Source organism: Mesorhizobium hunchu, assembly GCF_040081975.1.
In the GTDB taxonomy this organism is placed as follows: Bacteria; Pseudomonadota; Alphaproteobacteria; order Rhizobiales; family Rhizobiaceae; genus Mesorhizobium; species Mesorhizobium hunchu.
The window spans coordinates 69,265-81,435 of sequence record NZ_JBEBMG010000013.1; the positions used below are offsets into that span (position 1 = coordinate 69,265).

The following is a 12,171-nucleotide window of genomic DNA, read 5'->3' on the forward strand; positions in this document are numbered from 1 at the left end:
GCGATAACCGCAATCGAGAAAATCTGCGTCGTGGTTCAAGCCTGGTGACATTGCCAGCCGGGCTGTGCCGGACGAATGATCTGCAAAGAAAGCTACGTCTGGGTGAGGGTCTTGTAACTTCATTTGTTATGTAATAAACGAAGTTACATGAAGCGAGACAGCCGCCTTTCTTCCGTCCTGCATGCGCTGCTGCACATGGCCGCGCACGGCAGACCGATGACGTCAGATGCGCTTGCCCAGTGCATGCGCACCAATCCGGTGGTGGTGCGGCGGACCATGGCGGGCCTGCGCGACGCCGGGTTCGTGAGGTCGGAAAAGGGCCATAGCGGCGGCTGGTCGATCGCCTGCGATCTCGACGCCGTCACGCTGCGCGACATCCACATGGCGCTCGGCGAGCCGGCGGTGTTCGCCATCGGCAACCGCAACGAGACGCCGCAATGTCTTGTCGAGCAGTCGGTCAACGCCGTGCTCGACGGCGCGTTCGCCGAAGCCGAGGACCTCCTGATGCGCCGCTTCGGTGCTGTCTCGCTGGCCGTGCTGGCCGCGGACTTCAAACGGCGCTTCGCAGGGCATGGCGACCACGAACAGTGAGGAACACAACCAATGGATTTCGATGCCATCGTCATCGGCGGCAGCTATGCCGGCATGTCTGCCGCCCTGCAACTCGTCCGCGCGCGGCGGCGGGTCATGGTCATCGACGCCGGCCGGCGGCGTAACCGCTTCGCCGAACATTCGCACGGCTTCCTGACGCAGGACGGCGCCGACCCGGCCGCCATCGCGGGCACGGCGCGCGCCCAGCTTCAAGCCTATCCCACTCTGTCATGGCATGACGGAGAGGCGCGACGTGCCGAGGTGCGGGACGCCGGCTTTCGCGTCATGACAGCGGACGGCGGACGGCATGAAGCGAAAAGGCTGGTGCTGGCGCACGGCGTCACCGATACGCTGCCGGAGGTGGAAGGCTTGCGGGAGCGTTGGGGGAGGAGCGTGTTCCACTGTCCCTACTGCCACGGCTACGAACTGGGCGGCGGGCCGATCGGCGTGGTCGCGGTGGGCGAGATCTCGCTCCATCATGGCCTCATGCTGCCCGACTGGGGACCGACCATTTTCTTCGTCAACGGCAGTTTCGATCCGACCGCCGAACAGCTCGCGCAACTGGCGGCGCGCGGGACGGCCGTCGAGCGCACGCCCATCGCCCGGATCGGCGGCAAGGCCGATGTCGAGCTCGCCGACGGGCGCGTGGTGCCGCTCGCCGGCATCTTCACGGCCAGCCGGACCTGCCCCGCCGGCGGGCTGGCGGATGATCTCGGCTGCGCGATGGAGGAGGGGCCGGTCGGCGTCTTCATCAGCACCAACGCGATGAAGGAAACGACGGTGCCCGGTGTCTTCGCCTGTGGCGACGCCGCGCGCGCGGCCGGCTCGGTCGCTCTTTCGGTCGGCGACGGAGCGATGGCGGGCGCGGCGACGCATGCCTCCTTGATGTTTCGCAGTTAAGCGCAAAGGAACGGACGCGTCCCTGCCCGCCGCCGCTGATTGCAGCCGGTCAGCTTGCCTGCAGGCGGGTGCCGCGCAGCAGGCCGCGCTCTTCGAGAACCGGATAGGCCATCGAGGTCAGCAGCGAATTGATCTGCTTGAGGTCGCGGATGGTGTCGAGGTGGATCGAGCTCGTCTCGATCGATTGCGGCGTGCCGTCGCGCAGGCGCAGGAAGTGGCTCTGGCTGGTCTCGCGCTCGCGCTCGCGCAGACGGTCCTTTTCCAGCACGAGCTGGCGCGCCGTCTCGGCGTCGCGCGAGATCAGCACGTTGAAGGCCATGCGCGCATTGGCCATGACCGTGTCGTGGAAGGCGGTCAGCTCGCGCCAGCCCTCGGGCGTGAATTCCAGGCCGAGATCGAACTTCTTGCGCACATGCGCCAGCATGTTGCGCACGATGATGTCGCCGACCTGCTCGAGCTTGACGCAGGCGCCCAGCAGTTCCTGGCAGCGCAGCGCCTCGCTCTCGCTCAACTGGTTGCGGGTGAGCTTGGCGAGATAGATCTTGATCGCGGCGTGCTTGGCGTCGACGCGGTCGTCAAGCGAGGCGAGTGCGCGGATCTTGTCGGCGTCGGCGTCCTGGTAGAGCTCGATGATGCGCTTGAGCATGATCTCGACCGTCTCGCACACGCGCACCACTTCGCGCGTGGCGTTGGCGAGCGCCTGCGAAGGCGTATCGAGGGCGGCGTCGTTGAGCGCCGACAATTCCACCACCTGCAGGTCGTCCCCGGCTTCCGGCTTGGCGCCGAGCGCCACGATCTTTTCGGACGCGCGATAGACGAGCCCGGCCAGCGGCAGGCCAGCAATCAGGATGATGACGTTGAACAGGATGTGGGCGTTGACGATCTGGTCGGAGGCGGTGGCGCCCAGGAAGGCGACCTGCGGCTTCATCGTCATGAACAGGAGAAGCATGACCAGCGAGCCGAGGCCGCGCATCAGGAGGTTGCCGACCGGCACGATGCGCACGCCGGGCTCGGCGCCGCGCGTCAGCATCGGTGCGATGACGGAGGAGCCGAGGTTGACGCCCAGCACCAGAACCACGCCGAGCTCCGGCGTGATCAGGCCGCGCCCGGCCAGCGTCGCCATCAGGAGCACTGCGGCGATGGAGGACTGGAACAGCCAGGTGATCAGCGCGGCGAGCAGGAAGGCGGTGAGCGGGTCGCCCGAGAAATAATTGATGATGACCGGCATCAACTGGCTGTCGCGCAGCGGCTCGGAAGCCTGGCCGATCATCTCCAGCGACAGGATCAGGAGGCCGATGCCGACCAGGATGCGGCCGATCTGGCGCCAGTCGCGGCGCTCGGTCGCCATGAACATGAAGGTGCCGGCGATCAGGCAGAGCGGCACCAGCAGGGTCAGGTCGAAGGTGAGCAGCTTGGTGACGATGGCCGAGCCGATCTCGGCGCCGCGCACGGCGAGCTGCCCTGCCGCGCCCGAAACGATGCCGGCGCCGGCGAAGGAGCCGACCAGAAGGGTCACGGCCGTCGAGCTTTGCAGGGCGATCGCCAGGCCTGTGCCGGCCAGCACCGCCATGATCGGGTTGCGCATGGTGGCGCGCAGCCTGTGGCGCAGCACATCGCCATAGGCGCGCTCGACGCCCGTCTTGACCATGCGCGTGGCGAACAGCATCAGCGCGACCGCGCCGGCGAGGTGGAGAAGGACGACCGAGCCGCTCATGCCGACAGCCGCGCGCGGACGTCGCCAAGGCGCGTCGGCGCGTTCCCGAGTGTCGGTGAAGGGGTGCGAATCACATCCAGTCCTTTGATTTCATCTTAGCCGGTTAATTTTTCCGGCCAAGTCAAACGCAGGGCAATAGTCCTTTTCGTTTCGCTTGGCAAGTACGTCAGGCCATGGATAAGCTGCGGTAATAATTGCATAATTTCGACAATCGAAACGGAATCGCATTTTATGCGCCCAGCCTTTTCACCATCGCCAGAAAAAACGCATTTGCGATCAGTTCGTTGCACGGCGGGCGACAGGAGGCTCCCGTCCAGGCCGATGACGCGGTCGCAATGCCATTTCTCAGGGCGCAGGCCTAAATGGCAGAATTCATTACAAAAACGTAATGCGGTCGTTCAGTTTCGGTTCATTCTCCCGGCGCTACTTCTCATGCCATCGACAACAAGGAGTACCGCACATGAAACGTCTCGTTCTTTCGGCTGTCGCCGCTTCCATGCTGGCCGCGTCGGCCCTGTCCGGCCAGGCCGCGCCGATCAACGCTCCGGTCGCGCCGCAGTCGTCCGTGGTTCACGTCGACTGGAAGAAACCGACCCATCGCGACGTCAAGAAGCGGGTCATCGTCAAGAAGAAGGTCGTCAGGCGTTCGCACTGGAGAAACGGCCAGAGGTACGGCGACTGGCGCAAGCATCAGCGTGTCGACTGGCGCCGTCACCACCTGCGCCGCCCCGGCTCGGGCCAGGAGTGGATCCGCGTCGGCAACGATTACCTGCTGGTCTCGATGATGTCGGGTGTCATCGCCGGCATCATCGCCTCGCAGTAAGCTCCAAGTCACCGATCATAGGGAAGGCGGCCTGCGGGCCGCCTTTTCGCATGATCAGCCGGTTTTCTTGTTCTTCAAGGTCTCCTGCATGAAATGGCGCAGCACCGCGTTGATGCGGGTCTGATAGCCTTTGCCTGTTGCCTTGAAGAAGTCCAGCACGTCCGCATCGAGGCGGATCGAGACGGGATTCTTGGGGACGGGACAAACAATGGTCGCCTTCGACCAGTCTATGTCCATGAAATCGGCCCAGTCGGGATCGTCGCGCATCTGCGCTTCGATTTCCGCGTCGGTCATGGCATCGACGCGCGCCCAGTCCGACTTGCTTTCGCCGGACGCAACCATTCGGCGAATTTCGTCAGCCGAATACCTGACTATATTCTTTTCGCTCATACCTTCGTGCCGGCCTTGCGGAAATGATTCGGCAGACGCCACCACGAGCCGTGTAGATAACCGCAATCACTCGTAGCGTGGCGCTACAGATCGCAAGAGTCCGGACTTCTCCATTTCTATCGGAACGCTCTTCCAGATGCGGTCTCAGCAAAGCCTCGGCAGCACTACGAAAGTCGATTCCGCGTTCGTTCAAAGTGCGAAGGCGCTTTGCCTCATCCCATTCAAATTCATCGAACTCGATTCTTTCCACGGGTTGCATGATGCATTCCTAGTTTGCCGACGTTTGATAGGGCAAGCCATTGTCGAACTCCGTGGTAGAGATGGAATTTGCAGCCTGTATATACATCTGTATTTTGCGGGTTGCAACCCCGTGAAAATCGAGCGCTCGCTGTAATAGGAGTCGTCTCGGCAGAGCGTCGCGACTATATCTGGCTCAAACGAGCCTTCCTCCATGCGCTTTTCGCCCACCTTCCTCGACGAGATCCGCGACCGGGTGCCGATTTCCTCGGTGATCGGCCAGCGCGTGTCGTGGGACCGCAGGAAGACCAATGCCTCCAAGGGCGACTACTGGGCGTGCTGCCCGTTTCATGGCGAGAAGAGCCCGTCGTTCCATTGCGAGGATCGCAAGGGTCGCTACCATTGCTTCGGCTGCGGCGTGTCGGGCGATCATTTCCGCTTCCTCACCGAACTCGACGGGTTGAGCTTTCCCGAGGCCGTCGAGCGCATCGCCGACATGGCGGGCGTCGCCATGCCGGCGCGGGACGAGCAGGCGGAGGCCAGGGAGAAGCAGCGCGCCAGCCTGACCGACGTGATGGAGATGGCAGCGAGCTTCTTCCAGGAGCGGCTGCAGGGCGCCGACGGGGCGAAGGCGCGCGCCTATCTGCGCGACCGCGGGCTGACGCCGGCCACGCAGCAGTCGTTCCGGCTGGGCTATGCGCCCGACAGCCGCAATGCGCTGAAGGAATATCTGGCCTCAAAGGGCGTCGCGAAAGAGCAGATGGAAGCCTGCGGGCTGACCGTGTTCGAGGACGTGCCGGTCTCCTACGACCGCTTCCGCGACCGCATCATGTTCCCGATCCCGGATTCGCGGGGGCGCATCATCGCCTTCGGCGGGCGGGCGATGTCGCCGGACGTGGCGGCGAAGTACCTCAATTCGCCCGAGACCGAGCTCTTCCACAAGGGCAACGTGCTCTACAATTTCGCCCGCGCCCGCAAGGCCGTGGGGAAGGAGGGCGCCGTCATTGCCGTCGAAGGCTATATGGACGTCATCGCGCTGGCGCAGGCCGGTTTCGAGAACGCCGTGGCGCCGCTCGGCACCGCGCTGACCGAGAACCAGATGGAACTGCTGTGGCGCATGGCGGGCGAGCCGGTGCTGTGCTTCGACGGCGACCAGGCCGGCCTGAAAGCGGCCTGGCGTGCGGCCGATCTGGTGCTGCCGGCGATCCAGCCCGGCCGCACGGCGCGTTTCGCGCTGCTGCCGGAAGGCAAGGACCCGGACGACCTGGTGCGCGCCGATGGTCCCGATGCGTTCCGCGCGGTGCTCGCCGAGGCGCGACCGCTGGCGGAACTCCTGTGGATGCGCGAGACCGCCGGCGGCGTCTACGACACACCCGAGCGGCGCGCCGAGCTGGAGCGGCGGCTGCGCGAGATCACCAGCCGCATCCGTGACGAGAGCGTGCGCTTCCACTACCAGCAGGACATGCGCGAGCGGGCGCAATCCTTCTTCGGCGCGCAGCGCGGCGGCGGACGGGAGCGCGGCGGATCGGGGCAGGGCGGCGCGGGGCGGCAGGGCGGACAATGGTCGCGTGCGGGCGCTGCACACCGCAGCGCCATCACCGAAAGCCTCGGGCGCTCGGCGCTGGTCAAGCGCGCGGGAGAGGTCATGTCGGTGAAAGAGGCCACGATCATCGTGGCGCTCGTCAACCATCCCGCCTTGATCGACGACTACTTCGAGCATGTCGAATTCCTCGATCTCGCCAACAGCGATCTCAGGAAAGTGCACGGCGCCCTGCTCGACGTGCTTGCCCATGATCCTACCGTCGACCGCAACGCGATCGTCGAGACGATCGATCGCAACGGCTGCCACGACGTCTGGGAACGGGCCGTGGCGCTGGTCAGGCGGGCGCGCCAATGGCCGGCGCTGGAAGGGGCGGCGATCGAGGACGTGCGCGACGCTTTCCAGCAGACGCTGCACTTGCACCGCACCCAGCGCATCTTACATAGGGAGCTGAAACAGGCCGAGGCCGCTCTCGCCACGGACCCGACGGACGAAAACCTCCGCCATCTCGTCGAAATTCAGGCGCAATTCCGCGACGCGCAGGCGACCGAGGCGCTGATCGAGGGGTTCGGCATATCTTCCGGGCGAGCGGGACGAAGCTGAGATGAAGCCGCGCAGGACCGATTCGGCTAATTGATTCGCTTTTTTGGCGCGAATCAGGTCTTAGGCGCTTGACCTTATGGGTGAATGACGGAATCAGGACGATTCGAGAAGCATTATACCCGCATCGGATACAGGCCCGGGCGCCGATATCCGGCGCAAGCACTGGACGGGAAGGGGCCCCCGCCACAGATATCAGGGTTAATCTGGACTTAACGCAGATGCGGATACTGGCTTTTTAGGAACGCGCTTGAAGCGAACGAACCTGATTTGCCGGCGGTGAAAGCAAAGCGGCCCTTCGATGCGGCCGCGTGGAGACGATAAAGAATGGCGACAAAGGAAAAGGAAGAGGCCGAGACGGAGCGCGAAGGCACGACCGACGGCCCGCTGCTGGACCTTTCCGACGATGCTGTCAAGAAGATGATCAAGGCCGCCAAGAAGCGCGGCTACGTGACCATGGACGAGCTCAACTCAGTGCTGCCTTCGGAGGAGGTGACCTCCGAGCAGATCGAGGACACGATGGCGATGCTGTCCGACATGGGCATCAACGTCGTCGAGGACGACGAGCAGGGCGAGGACGGCGAGAAGGAAGAGAGCGGCGACAACGAGGAAGACGCCAACGAGATCGCCGAGCAGACCGGCACCGCCGTCGCCACCGTCGCCAAGAAGGAACCGACCGACCGCACCGACGACCCGGTGCGCATGTATCTGCGCGAGATGGGCTCGGTCGAACTGCTGTCGCGCGAGGGCGAGATCGCCATCGCCAAGCGCATCGAGGCCGGCCGCGAGACGATGATCGCGGGCCTGTGCGAGAGCCCGCTGACCTTCCAGGCCATCATCATCTGGCGCGACGAGCTCAACGAAGCCAAGATCCTGCTGCGCGAGATCATCGATCTCGAGGCGACCTATGCCGGCCCCGAGGCCAAGCAGGCGCCGGTCGTCGAGCGCACCGAGGAAGCCGAGAAGCCGAAGGAGGAGCCGCGCCAGGGGCGCCGCGCCCGTTCCGACGACGAGGACGACATCACCAATGTCGGCGGTGAAAGCCGCACCGAGGAAGACGACGACGACGAGGACGAGGCCAACCTGTCGCTGGCGGCGATGGAGGCCGAGCTCCGCCCGCAGGTGATGGAGACGCTGGACGTCATCGCCGACACCTACAAGAAGCTGAGGAAGCTGCAGGACCAGCAGGTCGAGAACCGGCTGGCCGCTGCCGGCACGCTGTCGCCCAGCCAGGACCGGCGTCTCAAGGAACTGAAGGACCAGCTGATCACGGCGGTGAAGTCGCTGTCGCTCAACCAGGCGCGCATCGAGGCGCTGGTCGAGCAGCTCTACGACATCAACAAGCGCCTGGTGCAGAACGAGGGCAAGCTGCTCAGGCTCGCCGAAAGCTACGGCGTGCGCCGCGAGGAGTTCCTAAAGGAATATCAGGGCACCGAGCTCGACCCGAACTGGATGAAATCGATCGCGAACCTCACCAGCCGCGGCTGGAAGGAATTCTACCAGAACGAGAAGGACACGATCCGCGAGCTGCGCGGCGAGATCCAGAACCTCGCCACCGAGACGGCGATCTCGATCCTGGAGTTCCGCAAGATCGTCATCCAGGTGCAGAAGGGCGAGCGCGAGGCTGCGATCGCCAAGAAGGAGATGGTGGAGGCGAACCTGCGGCTCGTCATCTCGATCGCCAAGAAGTACACCAACCGCGGCCTGCAGTTCCTCGACCTGATCCAGGAAGGCAATATCGGCCTGATGAAGGCGGTGGACAAATTCGAGTACCGGCGCGGCTACAAGTTCTCGACCTACGCGACGTGGTGGATCCGGCAGGCGATCACCCGTTCGATCGCCGACCAGGCGCGCACCATCCGCATTCCGGTGCACATGATCGAGACGATCAACAAGATCGTCAGGACCTCGCGCCAGATGCTGCACGAGATCGGCCGCGAGCCGACGCCGGAGGAACTGGCCGAAAAGCTCGCCATGCCGCTGGAAAAGGTGCGCAAGGTGCTCAAGATCGCCAAGGAGCCGATCTCGCTCGAAACGCCGGTCGGCGACGAGGAGGATTCGCATCTCGGCGATTTCATCGAGGACAAGAACGCGCTGCTGCCGATCGACGCCGCCATCCAGGCGAATCTGCGCGAGACGACGACCCGCGTGCTCGCTTCGCTGACGCCGCGCGAGGAGCGCGTGCTGCGCATGCGCTTCGGCATCGGCATGAACACCGACCACACGCTGGAGGAAGTCGGCCAGCAGTTCTCGGTGACGCGCGAACGCATCCGCCAGATCGAGGCCAAGGCGCTGCGCAAGCTCAAGCATCCGAGCCGCAGCCGCAAGCTCAGGAGCTTCCTGGACAGCTAGCGATCAGGAGCATCCGCTTGCCAGCGTGAATCGAAAAGCCCGGCCAACCCATTGGCCGGGCTTTTGTTTTCGGCCTTGTCTCGGCGTCTTATTTCGCGCCAGCGGGGAAGGCGGGAAGCTTGGCGATGTCGTCAGCGTCGTGCTGGACCACCAGCGTGGCCTTCAGCGTCTTGGCGATTCTTTCCAGCCGGTCCATCGACGCCAGCGATTCGGCGCGATCGGTATTGAAGGGCGGGACGCCGTGGTTCTCGAACTGCCGTTCGAAGTGAACCGTGTCGCCGCTCAGCAGGACCGGCCCCGTCGCGGCAAGCCGGACGAGCAGGGAGTGGCTATCGGCGGTGTGTCCCGGCGTCGCCAGCATCACCACGGAACCGTCGCCGAAGACATCCTTGTCGCCGCTTACGGGTTCGAGGGCGCCGCCGCCGGTCAGCCACGGCGCGACCAGCGCGCTCTCCACGCCGAAGGGCGGCGGATCGGCCCTGAGACCGTCGAGGTCGCCCTTTCCGATCAGCATGCGCGCCTGCGAAAAATCCGCCGCCTGGCCGAGATGGTCGAAATGGTTGTGGCTGATTCCCACGATGGAAATATCGGCCGGTTTGACGCCGATCTCGCCGAGCTGGTCGACGACCGTTCTTGCCAGCGTCGGCGCCATTGCCGCGTCGGTGTCCTGTGGGGCGCCGAGCAGGGAGGCGGGCAGCCCCGTGTCCCAGAGCATATAGGCCTTGTCATGGCGGATCAGGTAGCAACTGTCGGTCAGCATCCGGGACATGCCGGCGTAGTCGAACGTGTCCGAGAAGGTGCTCAGGTCCTTGACCTTGATCGAGCCGCAGTCGAGCCGCCACAGTTCCATGTCAGCGGCATGGGTGATCGTGGTGGTCGTCGTCAGCGCCGCCGCGATCGCGAATATCCTGAAATTCATCATTGGTCTCCGTTGGCTGGCGTCTGTGCGACGCTCCGCGGCAGGATGATCGGCAAAGCGGAGAGGATGCGCCGGAAAGGGCATATGGATGTGCCCGAAACGCTCGATCCGGTGTTTGCCCGCGGGCAATCAGGCGTTAAATTCTGGATATGCTGACCGATGGACACGCCACCAATCGCGGCCTTGCAAGGCTGCTGCTCGAGCGCCTGAGGCCGCTGGCGAGCCGCATGGACGCCCTGGAGCCCTCGCAGGTGCGGATGCGCGGGCCGCGACTGTTCGGCTATTGCTGCGTCATGCGTGAGCGGTTGACGCGCATCTCGACGCAAAAGCCGCGTATCGGCATCGTGCTGAGCGGAGAGAAGGAGTTCTGGCTGGGAGATGCCGGTCAGCATTTCTCGGCAGGCGACGTCTTTGCCCTGCCTGCCGGCGTCGAATTCGACGTCGTCAACATTCCTTCGGATACGAACGGCCTCTACGAATCCGTCCTGGTCGAAATCGATCACATCCCGGCCGCCCTTCGGGAGCATGCGGTTCGCGTCCGCCAGCCGCGCGGTTTCGACCTGCGCATTCCGCTCACCGCCGAACTGGTGGATGCATTGAGCCATGCCGCGATCCTGCTCGGCGCGTCGGACCATGCGACGGCGCTTGCCGAGCATCGGCTGACGGAAGTGCTGATGCTGCTTGCCAGAGTGCCGGCCGCAGCCTACCTGTTCTCGCGACCGCTGGGTGAGCGCATCGCCTGGCTGGTGATGGCGGACCCGATGAAGCGGTGGACCGCCGAAAGTCTCGGGCGCGAATTGGGGCTGGCGGGATCGACGCTGCGCAGGAAGCTCACCGAGCAGGGGATATCGCTGCGCGATACGCTGGCGGCGGCGCGCATGGCGGTCGCGCACCGCCTGCTGCAGGAGGGGACCGGCAGCATCACCGAGGCCGCGGCGGCGGCCGGATACGCGTCGCGTTCGCATTTCGCGCGTCGCTTCAGGCAGGTTTACGGCACGCCGCCCGCCGCCGTGCGCCCGCTGAACAGCGCTTCCACCTGACTGTTTCGGGTTCGGTAGGCCCAATCGTTCTATTTTAATTGCGACATTGATTGAATAAAAGCGACATTCCGGGTTGTGCCTGCCGGCCCTGTCGCTATGCTTCCGCTCGTTCACAATCAAATCCGTCAGCCACTCTCCGCGCCGCTGTTGCGCGGGGCTGACCATTTCATCGGAGAGGAGAAACCGAACCAGATGGACCATAGAACCGACGCGTTGAACTACGACCAGACCGGCAAGATCAGTCTCGACCATGTCTATAACGAACCGGATCCCAAGGCCTATTTCTCCACCTTGAGAAAACTCGGCTACCGGGTGCCGGAGGAAGCGAAGCCGGTGTTCCAGCGGTTGCTGAGCGCCAAACGGGAAGCGACGGGCGAGGACAAGGCGAAGCTGGTGGATGTCGGCTGCTCCTACGGTGTCAACGCCGCGCTTCTCAAGCATGGCATGTCGCTTGAGGACCTCTACCGTCTTTACGGCAGCGACGCTCCCGATGACCATGGCATGATGCTGACGCGAGACCAGGGTCTGTTCACCGGCGCCGTCGATGACGCGCTTTCGGTTGTCGGCGTGGACGCCGCCGAGCGCGCCATCGCCTATGCGGTCGATGCCGGCGTGCTGGACGCGGGCGTGGCGACCAACCTGGAAAAGCGCCAGCCGACTTCCACCGACGTCGAGGCGGTGGAGAATGCCGACATGATCATCTCAACGGGATGTGTCGGCTATGTCACCCGGACCTCGCTGGAGCGGCTGGTGGAGACCAGCCTGGAGAACAATGTCTGGATGGCGAATTTCGTGCTGCGCATGTTCGACTATGAACCTGTCGAACAGATGATGGCGGAGCGTGGCTACGTGACCGAGAAACTCGCCGGCGCCGTCTTCCCGCAACGCCGCTTCGCCTCCGAACAGGAGCGCCAGAGGGTGCTGGACAATGTCAGCGATCGCGGGCTTTCGCCGGACGGCCTGGAATCCACGGGCTGGTATTTCGCCGAACTGCACGTCTCGCGCCCGGCGAACGACGGCACGCGGCTTCCGCTCGAAACGCTGTTGGCGGCCTGATCGGCGGAA

11 protein-coding genes are annotated in these 12,171 nt (G+C 64.4%); 7 read left to right on the forward strand and 4 right to left on the reverse strand.

Annotation, left to right across the window (positions count from 1 at the left end; translation table 11 throughout):
- The first annotated feature begins 147 nt into the window (after positions 1 to 147).
- The gene (locus ABMA46_RS18875; protein WP_349001554.1) at positions 148 to 591 is read left to right on the forward strand and encodes an Rrf2 family transcriptional regulator; all 444 of its coding nucleotides are present in this window, start codon (positions 148 to 150) and stop codon (positions 589 to 591) included.
- A gap of 12 nt (positions 592 to 603) precedes the next feature.
- Complete coding sequence (locus ABMA46_RS18880) at positions 604 to 1,491, forward strand: NAD(P)/FAD-dependent oxidoreductase (protein WP_349001555.1); 888 nt, start codon at positions 604 to 606, stop codon at positions 1,489 to 1,491.
- A gap of 49 nt (positions 1,492 to 1,540) precedes the next feature.
- Here ABMA46_RS18880 and ABMA46_RS18885 read toward each other — a convergent pair whose 3' ends face one another.
- On the reverse strand, positions 1,541 to 3,205 hold the full coding sequence (locus ABMA46_RS18885) for a Na/Pi cotransporter family protein (protein ID WP_349001556.1): 1,665 nt from the start codon (positions 3,203 to 3,205) through the stop codon (positions 1,541 to 1,543).
- A gap of 460 nt (positions 3,206 to 3,665) precedes the next feature.
- On the opposite strand from ABMA46_RS18885, the gene ABMA46_RS18890 reads away from it, so the two are divergent.
- Positions 3,666 to 4,028: an RcnB family protein gene (locus ABMA46_RS18890; RefSeq protein WP_349001557.1), complete on the forward strand. Its 363-nt coding sequence runs from the start codon at positions 3,666 to 3,668 to the stop codon at positions 4,026 to 4,028.
- Between the two features lie 54 nt (positions 4,029 to 4,082).
- Here the strand turns inward: ABMA46_RS18890 and ABMA46_RS18895 are convergent, their stop codons facing one another.
- Both ABMA46_RS18895 and ABMA46_RS18900 read right to left on the reverse strand, forming a co-directional pair.
- A complete protein-coding gene (locus ABMA46_RS18895; RefSeq protein WP_425475773.1) occupies positions 4,083 to 4,370 on the reverse strand; it encodes a BrnA antitoxin family protein in 288 nt (95 codons plus the stop codon).
- Between the two features lie 13 nt (positions 4,371 to 4,383).
- Entirely contained in the window at positions 4,384 to 4,677 is a 294-nt protein-coding gene (locus ABMA46_RS18900; protein ID WP_349001559.1) for a BrnT family toxin, read from the reverse strand.
- Between the two features lie 192 nt (positions 4,678 to 4,869).
- On the opposite strand from ABMA46_RS18900, the gene dnaG reads away from it, so the two are divergent.
- A complete protein-coding gene (gene dnaG, locus ABMA46_RS18905; RefSeq protein ID WP_349001560.1) occupies positions 4,870 to 6,798 on the forward strand; it encodes a DNA primase in 1,929 nt (642 codons plus the stop codon).
- Positions 6,799 to 7,122: 324 nt separating this feature from the next.
- Positions 7,123 to 9,147 (forward strand): RNA polymerase sigma factor RpoD, encoded by a 2,025-nt coding sequence (rpoD, locus tag ABMA46_RS18910; RefSeq protein ID WP_349001561.1) that lies wholly within the window; start codon positions 7,123 to 7,125, stop codon positions 9,145 to 9,147.
- 88 nt (positions 9,148 to 9,235) lie between these two features.
- On the opposite strand, the gene ABMA46_RS18915 is transcribed toward rpoD, so the two are convergent.
- Positions 9,236 to 10,066 carry an N-acyl homoserine lactonase family protein gene (locus ABMA46_RS18915; protein WP_349001562.1) on the reverse strand — a complete coding sequence of 277 codons (831 nt, stop codon included), beginning with the start codon at positions 10,064 to 10,066 and terminating at the stop codon, positions 9,236 to 9,238.
- Positions 10,067 to 10,215: 149 nt separating this feature from the next.
- On the opposite strand from ABMA46_RS18915, the gene ABMA46_RS18920 reads away from it, so the two are divergent.
- Together ABMA46_RS18920 and ABMA46_RS18925 are read left to right on the forward strand one after the other, a co-directional pair.
- The gene (locus tag ABMA46_RS18920) at positions 10,216 to 11,106 is read left to right on the forward strand and encodes a helix-turn-helix transcriptional regulator (protein WP_349001563.1); all 891 of its coding nucleotides are present in this window, start codon (positions 10,216 to 10,218) and stop codon (positions 11,104 to 11,106) included.
- 192 nt (positions 11,107 to 11,298) lie between these two features.
- The gene (locus tag ABMA46_RS18925) at positions 11,299 to 12,162 is read left to right on the forward strand and encodes a hypothetical protein (RefSeq protein WP_349001564.1); all 864 of its coding nucleotides are present in this window, start codon (positions 11,299 to 11,301) and stop codon (positions 12,160 to 12,162) included.
- The last annotated feature ends 9 nt before the right edge of the window (positions 12,163 to 12,171 follow it).